The following is a 21,976-nucleotide window of genomic DNA, read 5'->3' as shown; positions in this document are numbered from 1 at the left end:
ATAAATAGATGAGAATCGTACATGATCCCCGTAGTCATAATGATTTCAAAAATCATAAACATAGAGGCAAGTCATCCGGCGCAGAGAAGGCAAAGCGGTGAGCCGGGTGATGCCTTTTTTGCCCTAAAAGCCACATATTGCCAGCTTCAAGGCGTATAAACGGGCTTTACTTCTAAGATACAGCGATAGGATATATAGAAAGTATCCACTGTATGATTAAGTAAAGCCCGGGGTATGATGAAATGTTGAATAGACGTAAAGACTATTCGTATACTTGAATTTCGTTGTAGAAGGTATCACGTTCTACAGGAATGCGTCCTGCACCTTTGATAAGCCAGATCAACTCTTTACGAGTTAGACCTTCTGGAGTCAAAGCACCTGCCGCATGACTGATACGTTCTTTGATAATGGTACCGTGAGCATCGGAAGCACCGAAAGTCAGAGCCATTTGTGTTAACTGAGTACCAATGTTGATGAAATATGCTTTGATATGATCGATATTGTCAAGCATCAGACGGCTGATTGCGATTGTTTTCAAATCTTCATAAGCCGAGTTACGACGCATAATACTTGCATTTTTACTTTTCGGTTGCATAGACAATGGAATAAAGACCAAGAATCCATTCGTTTCGTCTTGCAACTCACGAATTTGTACCATATGACGAATACGATCTTCATAGCTTTCTATCGAACCGTATAACATCGTTGTGTGTGTACGCATACCCATATTGTGAGCGGTGCGATGCACTTCTAGATAACGATCAACATTTGCTTTGTCGACACGCATTTTTTTGCGATATTCGTCAGATAGAATCTCTGCGCCACCACCGGTTAACGATTGCAAACCTGCTTCACGTAATTTGGTGAGGACTTGCTCAATATTCAATCCACTAATACGTGTAAAGAAATCAATTTCAGCCGCAGTGTATGCTTTCAGTACTACATCTGGAAAAGCTTCTTTGAGCGCTTGAAGAGAATCAACATAATATTGGAAAGGTACATTGTTGTTATGACCTCCAACAATATGGAATTCACGAACGCCAGGATGGTAATGTTGTTGAACATAATCAACCATTTCCTGACCACTTAGTGTATAAGAACCTTCTTCGCCTTCGTCTTTACGGAAGTTACAAAATGCGCAATGAGCTTCACATACATTGGTAAAATATAGACTCATATTTTCGATAAAATAAACCTTTTTACCATTTTTGCGTAAGTTCGCTTCATTTGCCATTTGTCCGATGGTTAGAATATCGTCACTCTCATATAGATATACCCCATCTTCAATAGATAAACGCTCACCAGTACGGACTTTGTGGAAAATTTCTGCCATACGAGTATCGGTTTGCGGTGTAATAATAGTAGACATGCTAGGTTCCTCCTGTTCTCCTTAAAACTTCTGTCTATCTTCTGTGATGTCCGAATCTTGTAAGACGCTCTTGTCATTGTCTTACACCAATAAGGAGTCAATGAATAATAGCAATTAAAAAAAGCACACCATATATGCTGTGAATCCTAACAATAAAAATGCCAAAATAACTTCATCTTTGAACGCATACTATATAATATACAACAAATTACATAACATAGTCACCTGATTTGAAGAATTAATGTGAAAAAAGTTACAACGGCACATAAGGTGTAACGATGTTTTGTTTTTGACAGAATTTCGACATTTCCTGTCATCCTTCACTTACCCATTATAAACCTCTCATGTAACGCGGGCAATACAATTACTTAAAAAATGAAAGATTATACGTAATGAATAAGCCTTGAGTGCAGTGGAACAGAAGAGTATAATGAAAAAGAAAAGGAGGGGATATCATTGATTACAATTAGTGACGCAGCAGCTTCGCGCATGAAAGGCATTATGGAAGATCAAGACATACCCGGTCTATTCGTACGCATCGGTGTGAACCCTGGCGGTTGCAGTGGATTCTCTTATGCCATGGGCTTTGATAGCGAAGAAACGGATAAAGATATATATATGACTATTCAAGATATGAAAGTCGTTGTGGATAAAGAAGATTTGAAATACTTGAACGGGTTGGAAGTCGATTTTGAAGAATCAGGCATGAGTGGTGGATTTACCATTCATAATCCAAATGCTGTAGCAACTTGTGGTTGCGGATCAAGTTTCCGTACACGCGAAGAAGATGAAGTATTAGCTCAACCTTGTGAAGATTAAGTGAACACATGACATGAGTATAAGAAGACCTCGAAAGCGTACATTCACGTATTTCGGGGTCTTTTTTTTGTATACAAGATCAAGACATACCTGTAATTAGAATTGAAAATACAGCGAAATTGTACAAAGGAGGATACGATCATGGCGAAAATAGATGAACACGCATGGGCATTTATGAGCGGGGTGTATTTGGCAGCAGTAGGTATGTTTTTCTTAGCTTGGAAAGTAAGTGATCTTTTATTTTTTCAATAAAGGTTAGATTGAACGGGAAAAGGAATTTGAATAGAATATCGAAATAGATATAAAAAAGCGAACCCTAATCTTAATAGGCTTCGCTTTTTATATTTTAAATCTTAGATTTCCGTTTACGGTATTTCTGAATCATCAAGAAAATTCCACCTGCTATCATCACATAAATACTAACAAGCAATACGGTTCTGCCATAAGGATGTTCAGCGAGCATCATACTATTTCCAATGATATACAGAAACGTTCCAATAAGGGCAATACTTCCGTCTTTACTCCACATATGCAACAGCTCCCTAGTGAGTAGTTGATAGGTATTAAGATGACAGTTGGTCTTCGATCGACTTGGTTAATGGAGATTCTACATCGCCGGTATGCTTGGTACTTACAGATTCGATCAAGACTAATCCGCATTCTTCTTCCGCGAGCGGATTATGCATCGTTCCTTTAGGGACAATATAGAACTCCCCTTTTTGCAAAGTGATGTCTTCAGCATCTTGGAGACGAATCACAATGCTGCCATAGACCACTAAAAATAACTCATCTTCATGATCATGTTGATGCCAGACCAGTTCACCTTTCACTTTAGCGACTTTGACATATTGATCGTTCACCTGTCCAATGATTCGGGGTGACCAGTGCTCTGTAATTTTGGCTAATTCTTCTGCAATATTGGTAGGATTCAGTACGTTTAACATCATCAACACTCCATTCTGCAACTATGTATAGGATCAAATCTTATAGATATCGTATATTTTAACACGAATTCGATATTAATCTTTAACGTTTTGTAGTTTGAGAAAATCCCAGTCCATTAGCAATTTTAACTTGGTATGCAGTTCAGATTGATCGATCGGCATTTTATTGTCGATCCACCAATGAAGTACACCTAAGACCGCTCCTACATAAGCCTCTACAGTAATCTCAATATCGATAGCACTCATATGTGTAGAATGAGCAGTTACATATTCTTTAATACCATTTCCCATATCACGGCGGATAATATTACGTAATGAATCTTTTTCTTCGGATAACAGTTGTGAAAATAAGTTTTTGTGTTTTGTTGTAACCGCAAGTAGTTCTTGAAAGATTTCTGTAGGCGTATGCTGGGCTAATTTGAATTCTTGTTCTGCAATCTGCTGTAGCGTATGCGAAAGTAATTGGAATTTGTCATCAAAATGAGTATAAAACGTAGTCCGATGAACCATAGCTAGATCACAAATTTGTTTGACGGTTATCGTTTCAAAAGATTGTTTTTCGATCAACTCTAATAATGATTGCTGTAACAACTTATGTGTACGTTTTACTCTAAGATCTTCTTTCTTTTTATCCATACAAATTCTCCTATCTGTATTGTTATTCTACATATTTATGATTTTGATTCTTGCTGCGATTTATTATACATCATACTATTTAAACTACAAACATCAATTAAATATACATGTGTATAAAAAGAGGAGAGATAAATATGAGTAACTTAGATGTACGACATCAACTTACCAACGAGGAAGAACAATTATTACAACGTGCTACTGATTTATTTCCAGTGCTGAGAAAGTTCGGACAGCAAATTGATGAAGATCGACACATCCCGGAAGAACTTATTGAACAACTTGCTGCGGCAGGATTATTTAAATTAGGAACGCTTAAAAAGTATGGTGGATATGAAGTAAGTATCCGGGCGTTAGTCGAAATTATTTCTGAAGTTGCTAAAGGGAATGGTTCAGTAGGTTGGGTAGTACAGATTATTAACGGCAATAATTTTAATGCAACATTGTCTTTAAGCCCTCAAGTGTTAGATTTGATTTTTGAAGAAGAAGAGGAAGTGCGATTCTGTTCTGTTTTACAAGGGCGTAAAGTTGATTTTCAAAAAGTAGATGGTGGGTATCTAGTGGAACAAGGTCTATGGGGATTTGCTTCCGGTTCTAAACATGCTACTCACGCTTTATTGAATCTAAGAGATAATCGGTCGGTGAAAGACAATGCGAGTATGTTATTAGCAGTAGTTCCGATGAGTGAAGTGACGATTATAGATGACTGGTATACGATGAGTCTGCGAGGTTCGTCTAGTAATAGCATACAAATTCATAATGTATTTATTCCTGATAAATATATCGTGGATCAAAGCGAAAATATGTATACAAATATGAATGTTCTATCCAATGAATCAGAACATATCAACCAATACAAACCGTATACTCTTATTATTTCGACATTAACTACAGGCATTAGCGCTATTCTTGGTTTGGCTAGAGGTGGTTTGGAGTATTTTGTTGAGACAGCCACTCGCAAAGGAATAACAATGACTACTCACAGCATACAAGCAGAAGTAGGGCATATTCAGTATAAAGTAGGGCTTGCAGCGATGAAGATTGAATCCGCTCACCTGCATATTAATCGTTCGATCGAAAGTCTTGAGTATCATATTCAGAAGAAACAGCCATTTACTGAAAAAGAATTTGCCCAAATTCAAACGGATATTGGTTATGCCGCTATGTTATGTACTGAAAGTGTCGATATGTTGATGGTCGAAAGTGGTGGTAGTGTAATCGCTGATTCTAACCCACTTTCTCAAATTTATCGCGATATTCGCGGTGGAGCGAATCATGCACTAACCACTGCATCGACTGGACTTGAATTGTATGGACGTATCTTATTAGGCTTACCCCCTCAAAATCTACTGACTCTTTCGTATCGACCGATCTTAACAGTCTAATTGAGAAAGGTGCAGATGCTATATGATGAACAAAATCACGATTATTTCAGGTAGCCCTAATAAGAAGTCTCGTGTGAACGGACTGGTCGATTATGCTGCAAAATTGTTGATAGATCACGGCTATGAAGTATCTATTATCCAAGTAGCTACGTTGCCAGCAGAAGATGTGATGTATGCTCATTTTGGCAGTAAGGCTATTTTAGAAGCTAATGCACAAGTTGCAGAAGCTACAGGAATCATTATAGTCAGTCCTGTATACAAAACAACATTAACTGGACTGGTCAAAGCTTATATTGATCTGTTACCGCAAAAAGGGTTGGAGCATAAAATAGTGGCTACGTATTTGGTAGGTGGAACGATATCCAACTTGTTATCGATCGATTATGGAGTTAAGCCGATCCTGGCTTCAATGGGAGCCCATTGTTTTGCCAAAAATGTATTTGCCGTAGATCATCAGATTGAACGAATAGAGGAGAATGAAGACCAAATTCATTTTGTACTGAGTGAAGAATTGAAGCAACGTGTTGAACAATCTGTCAACGATATGATTAATTATAGAATGATGACCGTCTAGAATAACCAGAAACCTTAAAATCTTTTTAATAACTATTCACAAGGAGTTCATATGCCTCTTTTACAATAGCTTCACAGCCAGCACATCACTACACGATGGCAGGCTACACACAAGGAGGCAATTGGAATGAAGAAATGGACACTTCTTTTAGGAACTACGATGGCGATCGCTATGTTATCTGGATGCAGTACAAATAGTGAGACTGCATTAACAGCACAGACAACGACCAGTACAGCAGACGCTTCTGCAACTGATTCTACTACACAAGCCACTGCTACACCGAGTACAGGTATAGAACAAGCAACTGCTGATCTAATGGGCAAAATCAAATCTATCGATGGAAATAGTATCACTTTATACAAATCAACAATAGATCCTTCTCAGATGGGAAAAGATAGAGACGGTGGTATGAGTACACCACCAGAAGGGCAACCAGGTGATGGAGGTGCTTCTCCAGCAGATGGCGGACAAGTTCCTCCAGCTACGCCTGATGGAGAGTCTGCTCAAGTACCTGCTAATGCAGGTTCACAAGCTCCAGCGGCATCTGGAACATCGGATACCACCAATAATAGCGCAACAGGCTCAACACCTGCTGAACAAGGCGATAGAGGCGGAAACAATATGTTTTCAGAAGAGACAATGACTATTACTGTATCTGATAACACAGTGATCTCTGCAATGACGATGGAAAATAATGAAATGACGACAACGACCAAAGCACTTTCCGATCTCAAAGCAGATGATGTTATCAATGTCTGGTTGAACACTGATGATTCTTCGTTAGGAGACCAGATTCAAATAGTTAACGGTATGGGCGGTGGAATAAGAGGCGGTCAGATGAAAGATGATACTTCTAGTCCAACATCTTCAACAACAGATAACACAACTACAGCTAACTAATAATATAGCAAAAAAGAGTGAACAGGATTATTCACTCTTTTTTTTGCTATATTCATATATCGTATTAGCTATCAATAACGATATGATAAATGATCATATTTTATGAAGAAGATTCTTCTGTCGCTACTGGAGCAGAAGCATCTGCTGGCGGAGTAGGCGGGGTACTGCCATCTACAGGTGGAGCTGGTGGTGTAGGAGGAGTACTTCCATCTGCTGGTGCCGGTGGAGCTGGCGGAGTGCTTCCATCTTTAGGCGCAGGTGGCGTTGGTGGAGTGCCTCCATTTGCTGGTGGTTGTGGAGCTTCATGCACTTCGATTTTCGTTGCTTGTTTGCTTGTATCTGATGCAAGGATTACAGCAATATGATCACCAACGTTAAGGTCAGATAACGAAATAGTCGTTTCGATATGTCCTTTTTCTGGACTGTGTGAAGTTTTGATAATATCTGTGCCACTATACACATTGATGGTTACACTTGTACCTTCTGGCAACGGTCCTTGTGGTTTGCTATACGTATCTTTACTAACAGATGATTTTGTAGAAGATTTCGTATTTTTAGAACTGGATTTCGTATTTACTTTACGATCTGTTGCCGGTAGTGGTGGTTTTTCAGGCGCAGTGATCGTAATTTGATTACCATTGATCGATTTAATTTGACCGATAACATCTGCTTTTTCACCTTTCAATCCCGGGCCACCATCTTTACCAGGTGCAGGTGGAGTAGGGCCACCTATTGGAGGAGCTGGTGGAGTTGTTCCATCCGGTAATGCAGGTGCATCTGCAAGTACCGTGCGTTGCTGTGATTGTACAGATGTTGATTTCGATTGATCTGAAGAAGATGCTGCAAATGCGGATGGAGCTGCTACAGCACCTGCAATAAGCGCTGCTGAGAAAGCTACGTTAGATAATACTTTAAGTGTCTTCATGAATATACCTCCTTTAATTTGAAGGACTGTTCAATAGGCACGTCCTTAAACGGAAGTATAGATAGGGATTATGAACTCAATGTGAACTAAAAATGAATAGAACATTAAAACCTGATTTTTACCATAAAATTGTCTAAACAACAGTAAATACAAGTAAAAGGCAGCAAACCGCTAGCTTCAACGGTTCACTGCCTTATTGTTTCAACAAGGGATGCTTTACAGTTTGTGGGAAAACAATCTTAAAAAATATTTTTTAAATCATAAATTAGATGATCATTTGCTTGTTATAGTTCATTTTGTTGTGGTTGATTTTGCAGTAGATTTGGTAGTTGTTGCTTTTGGAGTAGTGGTAGCAGGCATAATTTCAATTTTGGTCGCTTTGGTTGTACCTGAAGCTAGTGTTACGAAAATAATATCACCTGCTTTGAGACTGGATAGTGTTTTTTTGGTTTCTGTTGCTTTGGTGCTACCTGCGGCGCGCGTTACACTGACGATACTTGTCGTACTGCTTACAGTGACACTGGTTGTCGTTGTACTGAAAGATTGAGTAGGTGGAGTCGTTCCTGTTCCTGCGGTTGGAGCAGAGCCAGTAGGCGGAGCAGCAGGCGCTGTACCACTAGGAGGCGCTTCGCCCGCTGCTGGAGCAGTCGTTCCTTCTTTACCAGCAGGAATATCTGGTTGCGTAGAAGATTTGTATAGTGTAATTTTGCTACCGCTAATCGATTTGATTTTACCAATCAATACATTGTTCATAGCTTTGGCATCTTTAGCCACAGTTGTTGCCGACTTGGTCGTAGTAGCAGCCTGAGCTGTAGATAGAGTAGATAGGGAACCTACTAACAAAGCTGCGGAAAGAGCGACACTGGAAAGTACTTTTAATGTTTTCATAAATTTATATTCCTCCTAAAGTTCGTAACACATTTATTGTGATATCTAGCCGAGGTGTTATACCTCTTCACGTAGTATAGATGCGTAATATGAACTTCAAATGAACATCATTTTAAAAACGCAAAAAAGCCAGTTACTCACTTCCTCTTTACAAAGAAAAAGTAGACAACTGGCTTTTACATATACGATCAAATATTAATCAATCTGTTTGAAACATAGTCGATTCACGAGAGTATAAGCTTTTGGTTCCAGATTGCAGATTCCGAACACGAACAGATTCATTCGTATATGCTTCTACATAACCACGTCCAATTTCACAATATACGCCAGCAGGATCTTCCTGCCATACTGTAATTAGACTGCCAGACAGTCCAGCGGTAAAAAAGTCCATATCTTCAGTAAGTGTGTGTTTTTTGTTCGATTTCATGGGGGTTCCCCTTCCTATATTTAAAACTGCCTATACCCGACAGATTACTTCCGGTAACGATTATACTCTAAGATGTACTCATAAGGCGATGGTTTTTTGTATAAAGACAGAAAAAAATCGGGAAGTGATAGATTCCCGATTTGTATTTGTTAAAATACCAAACGTATGATCGCAATAATAGCTAAATGCGCGGGATAAAAGGAACGCCATATCCAGCGTGGAGGTGAATACAGTTTTGTTTTTGGATACAATTGCAGATGAATGGCGATCAAAGCTGTTGCTAGAACGCTAAATATCTGAATATCTGAAAATCCTCCAAACAGTACAAACACAACAGTAAGCGCCAAATGAGCGAAAATTACCCAATAACCGGTCGTATAACGAAATACCAATACTAATAGAACGCCGTACATCCCATAATCCATATGTAGTTGATCTGCCAACCAGCCTACAGCAAGGATCAGAAGAAGTGAAACCGGAAAATATTTCAGTGATAGTTTATCAATTGCGATCATTAAAAGCAAGGAAATAAATAATGTACAGACTACATTTAAATTCGTAATATCAAAAGCATACATAAAAGGAAGTTGCGATAAAGCTGCAATAATCAGTAATCGAATCGTATATTTGCGTACATTGCGTGTACGTTGATAACCAAGTACAAGAAAATAACAATAAATAGGAAAAGCGATTCTACCAATAACACGCAAATACCGTTCATCTGGAAAGAAAGCATACCCCAAATGATCGGTTAGCATCGTAAGCATAGCTAACCATTGCACAGGCATACCTCCTTTTCGTTACTTCATCAGACTAAAATTAAATATCGTTTGTACGATTAGCGAAATAATAAGCAATCCAAATATAGAAAAGCCGATTCCTGCACCTTTACGACTTTCTTTAAAAAATTTGCGACTTAATGCAAACACAAGTCCTGCAATCGCTAACAATACAAGTACGATTATAATACGTAGAAAAATAAATACACCAACGCTCACTAGGGCACCTCCTGCAAATTTTAAATAATCTTATGTTTACTATACGACATATTAAGGGGTGTAATCCAAGTAAAAGATGAACATTTCGCAAAACCACAAAAAAATGCTCTTCTCTCCAGCGGATTCGTGATCCAGTGAAGAAAAGAGCATGTATAAAGCGAAACTACATTTTCATATTACTACTGTGTCCTGGAGACAATTTCGCATCAGGATCAACATATACTTTAGCGTTGTTGATAGCCGTAGGCGCTTCACCAAAACCAACAGCGATCAATTTAAGCTTACCAGGGTAAGTAGTGATATCTCCAGCAGCAAAGATGCCTTCAACATTCGTTTCCATACGAGAATCAACCACAATCGAATTGCTATTGATCTCAATACCCCATTCAGCGATAGGGCCAAGTGAAGAGATAAAGCCGAAGTTAACAATTACATCATCGACTTCGATTTCTTGTGTTTCTTTGGTTTTGACATGAGAAAGAGTAACACGCTCAATCGTATCTTCACCATGCAATTCTGTAATTTCTGTCGGTGTAATGATTTTGACGCCAGAAGCATTCAAGTTCTCTACACTATGTTCATGAGCACGGAATTTGTCACGACGATGGATCAAGTATACTTCAGCAGCGATCGGTTCGATCATAAGCGCCCAGTCTACTGCGGAGTCGCCTCCACCACTGATCAATACTTTTTTACCTGCAAAACGGCTCAAATCACTTACAAAGTAATGCAGATTTGTTTTTTCAAAATGGCTAGCATTCGGTAAATCTAGACGACGAGGTTCAAATGCGCCTACGCCTGCTGTAATAATAACAGCTTTACTTTCATGTGTGCCTTTATCAGTAGTCACGACAAAATGACGATCTGCTTTCTTTTCTACATTAAGTACTTTTTCTTCCAAACGAATATCAGAATCAAAATGATTCATTTGTTGTTGTAAGTTGTTCACTAGCTCTTGCGCTGTAATTTTCGGGAATCCTGCTACATCATAAATATATTTTTCAGGATAAAGGGCAGCTAATTGTCCGCCAAGTTGAGGCATACTTTCAATTAGTTTCACTGACGCTTGACGCATACCGCCATAAAAAGCAGCAAACATCCCGGCAGGCCCTCCACCAATAATAATAATATCGCTTAGTTCGTTGTTTGTTGTAGATGACACTTCACAAGCACCTCCGTAAATTAGTTCGATCTTACCCAATTATATATCATAAAGAGAATATTTTTAAAACGACAATTCTCAAAACAGCTCCTATCAATCTTATCGCAATTTGCAAAAGTAAACAAAAAATAAACAAACTCCATCTTTCTGATGCACAAAAATATATAAAAAGATAGATAAAAAATTAAATTTACTCTTGATATTTCAAAGAAAAATAGATATCATTTCAGTTGGGCTAATGATGTCATGTGACGAAAATAGAACATTTTTTTCAGAAAACGTAAATTTTTTTGAACATATTCGCTAGAAAGAGTACAATATAATGTGACATATCCTATTGCGCTTTTATGATGAATGTAATCATTTGTCTACTGTTGTGTATATTTTCACAATTTTGTGAAGGTATACGGAGCAATCATGGTTATATATGGGTATCAACTATTTTAACTGATTTTATCGTTTCAGTGCAAAGTCTATTGTTATCGATCATTGTAATGCTTTGACATAGGCGATGTACTTCAATGAAATACATTCTGAGTGAATCATTGGAAGGGGAAAATGAATATGAGTAGCATTCCTAAAATTGTTATTTTGGGCGCAGGTTATGCAGGTATTCTTGCTGCACAACGTTTGCAAAAAGAACTGAATTATAATGAGGCTGACGTAACTTTGGTTAACCGCCACGACTATCATTACTTTACAACACACTTGCATATGCCAGCAGCAGGTACAGACAAATTGGATAATGCGCGTGAGCAAATTTCCAAATTGGTTGATGAGTTCAAAATCGATGTAGTGAAATCGAATGTACAAGAAATCATCCCACAAGAGAAAAAAGTTATTTTGGAAGACGGAACTTTGTCTTATGATCACTTGATCATCTGTCTAGGTGGCGAACCAGAAACTTTCGGTATCCCGGGTATGCTTGAAAATGCGATGACGATTCGCAGTATCAACTCTGTACGCAAAATTCGTGATCACATTGAAGCACAATTTACAGCTTACAAAGTAGATAAAAAACCAGAGCGTTTGACTTTCGTAGTCGGTGGCGCAGGTTTCACAGGTATCGAGTTTGTTGGTGAATTGTCTGATCGTCTACAAGAATTGTGCAGAACTCATGGCATTAGCCGTTCTGAAGTTAAATTGTACAATGTAGAAGCAGCTCCAACAGCATTGCCAGGTTTCGATCCTGAATTGGTTGAGTATGCTATGAAAGTTCTACAAAACAAAGGCGTAACATTCAAAATTGGTGTTGCGATCAAAGAATGTCTAACTGACGGTGTTATCGTTGGTGAAAATTCTGAAAAAATCCATGCAAACACTGTCGTATGGACAGGTGGTATCCGTGGTAACCGTCTTGTTGAGCAAGCTGGATTCGAAGCGATGCGTGGACGCGTTAAAATTGACGAGTACTTGCGTGCACCAGGACACGAAAATGTATACATCATTGGCGATAGCTCATTGATGTTCAATGAAGAAGGTCGTCCTTACCCACCAACAGCGCAAATTTCGATGCAACAAGGTGTACTTTGTGCACAAAACATCGTAGCAGCTATTCGTGGACAACAACCTAAGAAATTTGTATTCAGCAACAAAGGTACTGTAGCATCCCTTGGTAAAGGCGAAGCAGTAGGTATCGTTGGCGATCGCAAATTGAAAGGTTTTGTAGCAGCTCAATTGAAAAAAGTAATCGATATTCGTTACCTATTTATTATTGGTGGCGTATCGCTTGTTATGAAAAAAGGAAAATTCTTATAAGATGCGTCACTGTAGCGTTCAGGTACGTGGACTTCTTACGCGTGAAGAGCTGGATCGGTATAACGGATTGATCGAAGTCGGTGGATTTTTGGAAGAGCAGGGTCGTTATGATCTTGCGTATCCGATCCAAAAAGAAATTGATATTTTGATCTTACCAGCGATAGAACGTTTGAAAGACAAAAGTCGTGCACGAGATCGTGATGATCAGGAATATCTAGCATCACTAGATCGTTCTCAGGATTTGTCCGAAGAAGTCTAATTTGAAATGCTCATGCAAAAGCCAGGTCCCTTTTAAGGAACCTGGCTTTTTGTGTTTTACTATACGATTAGTTGTTATGATTCGTTGTAGCTGAAGGAGTAGAAGTATCTTCTTCAATTTTGAATTGACCGATTTCTTTTAACAAATGATCGGCACTTTCAGATAAGTGTTTGGAAGAAGTAGAGATACTCGCAATCGATTGAGTCTGTTCGATAGTAGAAGAAGCAGCTTCTTCAGTAGCAGCGGCACTTTGTTCAGATACAGCGGCAAGCCCTGTAATGACATCGGATACTTGGTTAGCGCTTGATTTTAGAGAAGTCACTCCATCAGATACATGAGCAATCTGTGAAATAATACCGTCTACCGAAGAGCGAATTTGTTCAAAAGAATCTTTGGTCTCGTCTACAGATTGTTGCTGTTGAACAGTTGTATCACGGAACGAAGATAATTCAAGCGAACTTTGTTTGCCTGCTTCATTCAACTGAATAAGCAACGCATCAATATCAGAAGCGGAATGAGAAGCTTGTTCAGCTAGCTTACGAACTTCACTAGCAACAACAGCGAATCCTGCTCCATGTTCGCCGGCACGTGCAGCTTCAATAGCGGCATTAAGAGATAGTAGATTGGTTTGATTACTGATTTCGCGAATAACGTTTGTGATCTGTGCAATTTCATCTAGTTTTTTCAACAAAATAGCGTTGGAAGCTTCTACCCGTTGCGTAGACTCTTGTCCTGCTTGAGCTAGCGATGTTTGTTGAGAGATCGCTTGTGTACCCCGCTGCATAGCATCATTGACTTCACTGATCATATGAGAAGCTTGATTAGCACTAGCCGCTACTTTTTCAAGTGATCCTGTCATATCCATAACCATTTCAGCACCGGATTGGATCGATTCCGCTTGATCGCCTGCACCACGAGCGATTTCTTCGATAACTGTAGAAATCTGTCCTGCGATATCTCCTGAATTGGTAGCATTACGATACATTTCAGTAGAAGCTTGATTGACACCTAATGCAGAGTGAGAAACGGTCTGAATCAAGTTACGCAAAGCGGTGGACATCGTATTAAAAGCAATGCCTAACTGAGCAATTTCATCTTTCCCTTTAATAGCAACCACAACTGTCAGATCACCTTCAGCCAACTGTTGAGCACTTTTCTTAAGCAAGATGATTGGTTTGACGATACGAACCGCTACCCAGAAAGCTAACAAAGCGAATAATAAAGTAAGAGCAATAATAACAATAATGTATTGATTGCGTAATTGTGTATATTCAGCAAAAGCTGCTTTTTTAGAAGTAGAAGAAGCAACAATCCAATTGATACCTGGAATTTTTTCATAATACAGTAATTGAGGATCGCCTTTATAAGTGTATTCCATACTACCTGAATTTTGGCTAAGCAGTGTATTTGCTACATTGGTATAATCGGCTTGATCTTTAAGTGGTTTGTTAACAAAAGAAGCATCTGGATGAGACATTACATTTCCATTAGGATCGATCAAAAATGTAAAACCGTTATTTGTTTTGAGAGTATCGATATAGCTAGTAATCGTAGATAATAAAATATCTTCTGCTATAACACCGGCAAATTTACCTTGAGGGTCTTTTAGAGGAGCACCAATAAAGATGGCTTTATATGTTTTGGTACCAGCATCTTCGTAAGGAGCACTGACAAATAGTTTGTTAGCTTTTTTAGTTTCTTCATACCAAGGTCTTGTACGAGGATCATACCCTGGTGGAGCTTTCCAATCGCCACCATCTAAAAAAGTAGCGTCTTCTAAAGCATAATACATATCAAAAATACTTTTTGCATTACTTTCATCTTTAAAAACTTGTAGATGTTTTAATGTAATTTGATCTAGCGGAACAGTACTATTGATTAGAGAAGCTAGCGTTTCTACCACTTTACTATTCGTGTTAACCCAACCGTTGATTTGTGTAACGCCTTGAGTCACTGTTTTTTTGACATCGGCATCGACCGATTGAGTAGCTTGTTTTTTAATAATGTACAGAGCAGACCATCCAACAGGAACAGCAATAAGAATAGCAGTAGCTATAACAAGCAAAATCAATTTTACTTTTAACGTCATGAGTACCCCTCTTTTCTATACGTATATAAAAATAACGAACAAGTATGAATGCGTTTTAATTGCTTGTTACTTATATCGTCATCTCAACTTTAATTAATTACCTTTTCCGACAAAATTTTTCTTTATATTTACTTTTTTTGTCACAAAAATAATTCTTTAGTCCTAAAAATAAATGATTCATTCACGAAATAAATAAAATTAAAAATAAAATATGAAGAGTTGATGAATACATATATAACAAAAAAGCTATGCTCTTAATAAAAGAACATAGCTTTTTTAGATGTGAAATTATTGATTATGATTTGTAGTAGCAGGAGGTAGCGCAGAAGAGTCTTCGATTTTGAACTGACCGATTTCTTGTAATAAATGGTTGGCACTTTCGGATAATTGTTTGGATGATGTTGAAATACTAGCGATTGCTTGAGTTTGCTCTACAGTTGAAGAAGCCGCTTGCTCTGTAGAAGCCGCGCTTTGCTCCGATACCGCCGCCAATCCAGTAATGACATCTGATACTTGATTAGCATTAGATTTAAGTGTCGTTATTCCTTCAGACACATGACCGATACGTGAAATAATATCATCTACCGATTGACGAATATGTTCAAAAGAGTCTTTGGTTTCATTAACAGACTGTTGCTGTTGCACAGTCGTATCGCGGAATGAAGATAATTCGAGAGAACTTTGCTTGCCTGCTTCATTTAATTGAATCAGTAGCGCATCAATATCAGAAGCAGAATGAGAAGCTTGTTCAGCTAGCTTACGAACTTCACTGGCGACAACAGCGAATCCTGCTCCATGTTCACCAGCACGTGCGGCTTCGATCGCAGCATTAAGCGACAATAGATTGGTCTGGCTACTGATTTCACGAATAACATTAGTAATCTGAGCAATTTCATCTAATTTCTGAATCAAAATCGCATTGGAATCTTCTACACGACGAGTGGAGGCTTGTCCGGCTTGCGACAGAGCTGTCTGTTGAATAATAGCTTCTGTACCCCGATTCATAGCTTCATTCACCTGAGTGATCATATGAGCAGCTTGATCTGCACTGCTGGATACTTTGTCTAAAGAGTCTGTCATTGTCATAACCATTTCAGCACCAGATTGGATCGATTCGGCTTGTTCTACAGCACCACGAGCAATCTCTTCAATAACCGTAGAAATCTGTCCTGCAATATCTCCTGAATTAGAAGCATTATGATACATCTCAGAAGAAGCGGTATTTACTCCATGCGCTGACTGTGACACGGTCTGAATTAAGTGACGAAGAGCAGCAGACATGGTATTAAAAGCAGTTGCCAGTTGAGCGACTTCATCTTTGCCTTTGACGGGAACATGAACAGTAAGATCACCTTCTGCTAATTGCTGCGCACTTTTTTTCAAAAAAACGATAGGTTTGACGATACGAACGGCTACCAAGAAAGCAAAAACAACAAATAGTAACGTTAGGATAATGATAGCAATCGTATATTGATTGCGTAATTGGGTATATTCTGCAAAAGCCAATTGCTTAGAAGTAGAGGAAGCGACAATCCAATTTGTACCTGGAATTTTACTATAATAGAGTAGTTGTGGATCACCTTTATAAGTATATTCGGTACTGCCTGAATTTTGACTCAGTAGCGTATCTGCAATCGCACTATAATCGGCTTGATCTTTGAGAGGTTTATTAATAAAATGTGCATTGGGGTGAGACATAACATTACCATGTTGATCTAATAAAAAGGTAAAGCCACCTTTGATTTTGATATTGTTGATATAATCGGTAATAGTTGATAATAAAATATCTTCAGATAGTACACCTGCAAAATTGCCCTGACTGTTTTTGAGCGGTACTGCAATTGAGACTGCATAACCATCTGTAGTTGCATCTAGATAAGGATCACTAATAGATAAACCATTCACTTCTTTTGTTTTTTGATACCACGGACGCTGTCTAGCATCATAACCCGCATCAGGAACCCATTCAGTTCCATCCACAAATTTTCCATTTTCCAGTCCAACATAAATATCGGATATGCTTTTAGCATTAGAAGCATCTTGAAATACTTTTAGATGATTGACTGTAATTTGATCCAATGGAACGGTGGCATTGATAACAGAGCCGAGGGTTTCGATTACTTTACTATTGGTATTAATCCAACCATCGACTTGTGTGACTGCTTGAGACACTGTATTTTGAAGTGTTGTATTGACTGACTTGGTTGCTTGATTTTTGATAATATACAGTGCTGACCATCCAATAGGGACAGCAATTAGAATCGCAGTCGCCATTACTAACAGAATCAATTTGACTTTCAACGTCATAAGTACCCCTCTTTTCTATATGATTATCAAAATCTGTTTATGCGACTTTGATCCCTTAATTGTTGATTATATCGTCAATAGTTCTGTATTTCTGTATATTTTTCGACAAAAATTATATGTAAATAAGAATTTTTTTATTTTTAGATAAGTCTTAAGGACTAATTAACAATCATCACTTCTATAATGAATTCTCCCCAAATATAAACAAATAAAAAACCTCTGCATAACGTAGTGTCTAAGACACCGCAGAGGTTTTGAGTGGATAGGCTATTTACAATTTGTATCTCTATAGAAGATCAAAAGTATTAAAGTTTGAGCATTTCTTCGAATTTAGCGGTGTCTAGCATACTGCCGACGTAAAATGAACCAAATTCTCCAAAACGAGCACTTGCTTCATCGAAGCGCATTTCGTATACTAATTTTTTAAATTGAAGTGCATCGTCTGCAAATAACGTTACGCCCCATTCCCAATCATCCAGTCCAACAGAGCCGGTAATGATTTGTTTGACTTTACCTGCATAACTGCGTCCAATCAATCCATGACTACGAATCATTTCACGACGCTCATCCATCGGAAGCATGTACCAGTTATCCCCTAGATTACGGGTTTTGTTCATCGGATAGAAACAGATATAACGAGAATCTGGTAAAGCTGGTTTTAGACGGGCAAGAATATGTGGATTTTCCATTGGATCGCCTTCTACATGACTAGCCATATAACTACTAAGTTCTACGATACTCACATATGAGTATGATTTTTTCGTAAAACTAGCGAATGTTGTTTTGTTAAATTCATTTTCGATCGCATTCAAATCTTCTAACGTTTCACGTAAGTGCATCATCATAAAATCAGCTTTTTGTCCAACAACTGTATAAAGAACTGTACTACCACTACCGTCATTGCTAACAGCTTGCCAATCATGAATAAGAGCGTTCAATTCGTCGATCGCGCCGGCACGTTCTTCATCGTCTGCTGCTTTCCAGGCATGCCAATCAATTGTACGAAAATCGTGTAGTGCATACCAGCCTTCAAGCGTAGCTACTGCTTCATTCATAAAATCACTCCTATATATTAGTGGAAACTATTGTTATTCATAAGTATACTTACACATCTTGATCTATTGTAACCGAAGGAGTCTACACAGAGCAATTGACTTCACAGTCTGTTCATGGTTGCTTCATCATAATGGTGTAGAAGAATAGAACAATCTATAAAATATATTCATTTCTAGCGTAATGGCGCAAAAGGATGATTGTCGTGGAGATCGAAGGTGTTTATGTTCCAAATTCACCTTTCTTTTCAGCATTGAAATTTCAAGATTTGTGTTAGAATAGAATTCCGCATGCACAGGAGCAAAAAGAGAGGGGGCGGATCATGCGCATAAAGAATCTACTTCATTTTACTGAAAATCACCGATATTGCGTGTACCGCGAATTTGGTATAGGTGCGCTGGATGAACGGATGCTTAGTCTGGTTTATCAACCGTTAACAGGGGCTTTTGCGATTAGTGTATATCGATTATTGTGTGAGCATGTCGAAGCACAGCAAGTAGGTTATTCCCCAATTGAACAACAGCGTCGTTTATTTTTAACGTTAGGGCTTGAACCGGGAGAACATGGACGTAAATTTTTGGTCGAGCAGACTTCGTTATTAGAAGCTGTTGGCTTATTACAGACCAATCGCGTATATTTCCCTGATCAAGATGATTATATATATGAATATGAATTACAACAGCCGCTATCACCAAGTGAGTTTTTCCGAACACAACATTTAACATTGTTGCTACGAGACAAAATGGGTAAGTTTGCGGTGTTATCTTTGCGTGAACGTTTTTTAGCCAAAGAACCCGATGGTTGGGGAGACAATACCGTTCAAAAAGAAAATATTTCACAACCGTTTTATGATATTTTCGAATTGAATACCCATGTGATTGATTACGAATTAGAGCAAGCGCTGACAGAAGTAAGTGCGCAACAGCGTAGCAGTCAGCCGAAGCTAAGTGAAGATGATCTGATTAATTATGCAGATATTATTCGTTATTTCCCGCGTGGATCACGTAACCGTATATATGTAGAAAAGTTGCGATTTTTACCAGAGCAGATGAATGTACTGAGCTATATCGCTTATAAATATCGTCTGGATATTCAAGATATTTGCCGGATGCTAGATGAAGATGGCGTATTTGATGCCAAAGGCGAACTGGCGGAAGAAGAAATTCAACGTCGTGCCAATCTGCAATTCCGTCAAGGGAAAAAGCGTCAGGAAGAACGACAGATTCATGAAGCCAAAGTGATCTCGCTTCGAGAAGAGAAAAAAGAAGAATCTCAAGATTTACCTGTAGAATATGCAGTTGAAATGGAGTATTATCTGGAAGTACCGCGTCAATTTACAAGCAAATGCGATATTCATCAATATAATACAATTCTACGCAATGAACCCTATACACGCGTTCTGGAAATGTTTTATCCGGGTAGCGTGCCTAACAGTGTGAATGATATATTCGAACATGTCGATATTAATTATAAATTGTCTGAAGAAGTGGTTAATGTATTGATACATTACTTGTTAGCGATCAAAATGTCTCAACCGGGTGAGCGCTTGAGTAGTAAATTTGTCGATTGGGTAGTGACCAATATGCTGAATCAACAAGTGGATACGTATGAAAAAGCAGTTCGCTATGTCAGAGAGCAGAACAAGCTCGATCTCAAAATTAGCGATCAAGCGAAGCTACAAGCCAAAGGTGGAGCAACTGGCGGTAACAAACGTACCAATACACGAACATATAACCGATCAGCTAATGCCAAACCGGAGATTCCGATTGTCAAAAGCGCACGTGAAGGTAGTAGTATCGTATCTGATGAAGAAATTGCAGAAGCGATGCGATTAGCCGAACAAATGCAATCCGGACAAGATCGTGTCCAAAAGACCAATAGTTGAGTTAACGCAAAAGGAAGGGGCAAACTGCCATGGAATCCCTCGGTGATCTGTTACGGCAGATGAAAAGTCCGCGCTTTCGGGAAGAGTCACAAAAGATTGCCGGGCGTCTACTCAGTGATCCGCTTGTGCTGGAATTAAGAGCACAGCATCCAGAGCTTACCGATCAGGAACTCATGACGAACCTTAGTAAGCTATATCAATATGTAGGCGATCGTGGTCATTGTGATAACTGCCCGGGATTGGATAACTGTCCCAATGATTTTCAAGGGCATTACACGAAACTTAGTGTAGAACCTTCTGAAAGTGGAGCCAAGTTATACGACCGCAAAACACCTTGTCATAAACAATTAACAAGACAACATGAGCAACAGGTCAAACAGCGTATTCATAGCTTTTATATTGATGAACGCGCATTGAATGAAGGGTATAATCCCAAAGAAATTGTAGCGAAAGATTCGAATCGTGTACCCGCTGTTGTACAGATTTTTCAATATATTAGTGACACCAAGCAAAATGGACTATCTCCGCAAGGGTTATATTTAGAAGGTGGATTCGGTACAGGCAAAACATTTTTGGCGTCTTATCTACTGCATGAATTAGCCAAAGTTGGTCATACCGGCGTTATTGTCTATATGCCTGATTTTGTAGAAGATCTCAAATCTATGTTTCAAGATAACAATCGAATGAAAGAAACGATGGATATTATGAAGCATACCGATCTGTTAATCTTCGATGATATCGGTGCTGAAAATTTAAGTTCATGGGTACGAGATCATGTCTTAGGTTCGATTCTCAATTATCGGATGAATCGCAAACCGACATTTTATACTTCTAATTATTCGTTGGCTGATTTGCAAAAGCATTTGAGTTTTACGAATAAAGATGGCGAAGAATTTTATAAAGGGGAACGATTGATGAATCGAATCAGTCCTTTTGTAAAAGTCATTCGGGTTGAAGGAGAAAATAAAAGAGGCGGTATGAGCAATAGCTAGTATGCTTATCTCGTTATTTATGATACAATACTTACTAATTGATAGATAAGTATGAATAAATCGTAACATCTGTTTCGGAAACTCCAATGTTGTGTTATAATAAAGGAGTCAGGAATGACAAGACTTGTTTAATGTTTAAATAATATTAATTCAAAATAAAAGTTACTCAAGGAGGATATTTCACATGGCTATCGTTAATGTATCTGATCAATCTTTCACAAACGAAGTTGAAGGACAAGGAACAGTATTGGTGGATTTCTGGGCACCGTGGTGTGGACCTTGTAAAATGCTTGCTCCAATCTTGGACGAGTTATCTACAGAAGTAGGCGACAGTGTTAAAATCGCTAAAGTAAACGTAGATGAAAACCCTGAAACAGCTTCACGTTTTGGTGTTATGAGTATTCCTACAATGATCTTCTTCAAAGACGGTCAACCTGTAGATAAAGTAGTAGGCTTGAACTCTAAAGATGCTCTTAAATCTATTCTTGCAAAACATCAATAATTTGTAATACGTAAATCCTGCCGATTTACTCATCATGAGTCTTTATCATAAGTATTATGAATTACCAATAGACATAAGTGAGTGTATACGACTAGCTTATGTAAAAC

The 21,976-nt window shown here is 38.5% G+C and carries 22 protein-coding genes; 9 read left to right on the top strand and 13 right to left on the bottom strand.

Features of this window, described 5'->3' with window-relative positions:
• Positions 1-262 precede the first annotated feature (262 nt).
• Positions 263-1,369 carry an aminofutalosine synthase MqnE gene (gene mqnE, locus PQ456_RS17950; protein WP_273613502.1) on the bottom strand — a complete coding sequence of 369 codons (1,107 nt, stop codon included), beginning with the start codon at positions 1,367-1,369 and terminating at the stop codon, positions 263-265.
• 456 nt (positions 1,370-1,825) lie between these two features.
• Between mqnE and PQ456_RS17945 the strand changes: the two genes are divergently transcribed.
• On the top strand, positions 1,826-2,188 hold the full coding sequence (locus tag PQ456_RS17945; RefSeq protein WP_204826821.1) for a HesB/IscA family protein: 363 nt from the start codon (positions 1,826-1,828) through the stop codon (positions 2,186-2,188).
• A 346-nt stretch (positions 2,189-2,534) separates the two neighbouring features.
• Here the strand turns inward: PQ456_RS17945 and PQ456_RS17940 are convergent, their stop codons facing one another.
• The 3 genes from PQ456_RS17940 to PQ456_RS17930 all read right to left on the bottom strand — a co-directional run bounded on the left by PQ456_RS17940 (position 2,535) and on the right by PQ456_RS17930 (position 3,768).
• On the bottom strand, positions 2,535-2,717 hold the full coding sequence (locus PQ456_RS17940) for a hypothetical protein (protein ID WP_273613501.1): 183 nt from the start codon (positions 2,715-2,717) through the stop codon (positions 2,535-2,537).
• A gap of 34 nt (positions 2,718-2,751) precedes the next feature.
• The gene (locus PQ456_RS17935; RefSeq protein ID WP_273613500.1) at positions 2,752-3,132 is read right to left on the bottom strand and encodes a cupin domain-containing protein; all 381 of its coding nucleotides are present in this window, start codon (positions 3,130-3,132) and stop codon (positions 2,752-2,754) included.
• Between the two features lie 75 nt (positions 3,133-3,207).
• Positions 3,208-3,768: a TetR/AcrR family transcriptional regulator gene (locus tag PQ456_RS17930; protein WP_273613499.1), complete on the bottom strand. Its 561-nt coding sequence runs from the start codon at positions 3,766-3,768 to the stop codon at positions 3,208-3,210.
• A 134-nt stretch (positions 3,769-3,902) separates the two neighbouring features.
• Between PQ456_RS17930 and PQ456_RS17925 the strand changes: the two genes are divergently transcribed.
• The 3 genes from PQ456_RS17925 to PQ456_RS17915 all read left to right on the top strand — a co-directional run bounded on the left by PQ456_RS17925 (position 3,903) and on the right by PQ456_RS17915 (position 6,624).
• Positions 3,903-5,150: an acyl-CoA dehydrogenase family protein gene (locus PQ456_RS17925; RefSeq protein WP_273613498.1), complete on the top strand. Its 1,248-nt coding sequence runs from the start codon at positions 3,903-3,905 to the stop codon at positions 5,148-5,150.
• Between the two features lie 22 nt (positions 5,151-5,172).
• Positions 5,173-5,724, top strand: a complete 552-nt coding sequence (ssuE, locus tag PQ456_RS17920; RefSeq protein WP_273613497.1) for an NADPH-dependent FMN reductase — start codon at positions 5,173-5,175, stop codon at positions 5,722-5,724.
• Positions 5,725-5,850: 126 nt separating this feature from the next.
• The gene (locus PQ456_RS17915) at positions 5,851-6,624 is read left to right on the top strand and encodes a hypothetical protein (protein WP_273613496.1); all 774 of its coding nucleotides are present in this window, start codon (positions 5,851-5,853) and stop codon (positions 6,622-6,624) included.
• 100 nt (positions 6,625-6,724) lie between these two features.
• Here PQ456_RS17915 and PQ456_RS17910 read toward each other — a convergent pair whose 3' ends face one another.
• From PQ456_RS17910 to PQ456_RS17885, 6 genes are all read right to left on the bottom strand, one after another.
• The gene (locus PQ456_RS17910) at positions 6,725-7,549 is read right to left on the bottom strand and encodes a hypothetical protein (protein ID WP_273613495.1); all 825 of its coding nucleotides are present in this window, start codon (positions 7,547-7,549) and stop codon (positions 6,725-6,727) included.
• Positions 7,550-7,840: 291 nt separating this feature from the next.
• Positions 7,841-8,437: a hypothetical protein gene (locus PQ456_RS17905; protein WP_273613494.1), complete on the bottom strand. Its 597-nt coding sequence runs from the start codon at positions 8,435-8,437 to the stop codon at positions 7,841-7,843.
• 199 nt (positions 8,438-8,636) lie between these two features.
• Entirely contained in the window at positions 8,637-8,864 is a 228-nt protein-coding gene (locus PQ456_RS17900) for a hypothetical protein (RefSeq protein WP_204826813.1), read from the bottom strand.
• Between the two features lie 149 nt (positions 8,865-9,013).
• The gene (locus tag PQ456_RS17895; RefSeq protein WP_273613493.1) at positions 9,014-9,652 is read right to left on the bottom strand and encodes a TraX family protein; all 639 of its coding nucleotides are present in this window, start codon (positions 9,650-9,652) and stop codon (positions 9,014-9,016) included.
• Positions 9,653-9,664: 12 nt separating this feature from the next.
• Positions 9,665-9,862: a hypothetical protein gene (locus PQ456_RS17890; protein WP_069326228.1), complete on the bottom strand. Its 198-nt coding sequence runs from the start codon at positions 9,860-9,862 to the stop codon at positions 9,665-9,667.
• 163 nt (positions 9,863-10,025) lie between these two features.
• A complete protein-coding gene (locus tag PQ456_RS17885) occupies positions 10,026-11,024 on the bottom strand; it encodes an NAD(P)/FAD-dependent oxidoreductase (RefSeq protein WP_069326229.1) in 999 nt (332 codons plus the stop codon).
• Between the two features lie 564 nt (positions 11,025-11,588).
• Here PQ456_RS17885 and PQ456_RS17880 point away from each other — a divergent pair.
• Complete coding sequence (locus tag PQ456_RS17880) at positions 11,589-12,782, top strand: NAD(P)/FAD-dependent oxidoreductase (RefSeq protein WP_273613492.1); 1,194 nt, start codon at positions 11,589-11,591, stop codon at positions 12,780-12,782.
• A gap of 1 nt (position 12,783) precedes the next feature.
• Positions 12,784-13,041, top strand: coding sequence for a hypothetical protein (locus PQ456_RS17875; protein ID WP_273613491.1), 258 nt, complete (start codon positions 12,784-12,786; stop codon positions 13,039-13,041).
• Positions 13,042-13,108: 67 nt separating this feature from the next.
• Here the strand turns inward: PQ456_RS17875 and PQ456_RS17870 are convergent, their stop codons facing one another.
• From PQ456_RS17870 to hemQ, 3 genes are all read right to left on the bottom strand, one after another.
• Entirely contained in the window at positions 13,109-15,130 is a 2,022-nt protein-coding gene (locus PQ456_RS17870; protein WP_273613490.1) for a methyl-accepting chemotaxis protein, read from the bottom strand.
• Between the two features lie 288 nt (positions 15,131-15,418).
• Positions 15,419-17,437 carry a methyl-accepting chemotaxis protein gene (locus tag PQ456_RS17865; protein WP_273613489.1) on the bottom strand — a complete coding sequence of 673 codons (2,019 nt, stop codon included), beginning with the start codon at positions 17,435-17,437 and terminating at the stop codon, positions 15,419-15,421.
• A 305-nt stretch (positions 17,438-17,742) separates the two neighbouring features.
• Positions 17,743-18,492 (bottom strand): hydrogen peroxide-dependent heme synthase, encoded by a 750-nt coding sequence (gene hemQ, locus PQ456_RS17860; RefSeq protein WP_273613488.1) that lies wholly within the window; start codon positions 18,490-18,492, stop codon positions 17,743-17,745.
• Between the two features lie 320 nt (positions 18,493-18,812).
• Between hemQ and PQ456_RS17855 the strand changes: the two genes are divergently transcribed.
• The 3 genes from PQ456_RS17855 (at position 18,813) to trxA (ending at position 21,869) form a co-directional block, all read left to right on the top strand.
• Positions 18,813-20,375 (top strand): replication initiation and membrane attachment family protein, encoded by a 1,563-nt coding sequence (locus PQ456_RS17855; RefSeq protein WP_273613487.1) that lies wholly within the window; start codon positions 18,813-18,815, stop codon positions 20,373-20,375.
• 29 nt (positions 20,376-20,404) lie between these two features.
• Complete coding sequence (gene dnaI / locus PQ456_RS17850; protein WP_273613486.1) at positions 20,405-21,367, top strand: primosomal protein DnaI; 963 nt, start codon at positions 20,405-20,407, stop codon at positions 21,365-21,367.
• Positions 21,368-21,542: 175 nt separating this feature from the next.
• Positions 21,543-21,869 (top strand): thioredoxin, encoded by a 327-nt coding sequence (gene trxA, locus PQ456_RS17845; RefSeq protein WP_465264549.1) that lies wholly within the window; start codon positions 21,543-21,545, stop codon positions 21,867-21,869.
• Positions 21,870-21,976 lie beyond the last annotated feature (107 nt).

Source organism: Paenibacillus kyungheensis (assembly GCF_028606985.1).
Taxonomy (GTDB): domain Bacteria; phylum Bacillota; class Bacilli; order Paenibacillales; family Paenibacillaceae; genus Saccharibacillus; species Saccharibacillus kyungheensis.
The sequence above is the reverse complement of the archived record's forward strand: the minus strand, read 5'-3'. Positions and strand labels throughout refer to the sequence as shown.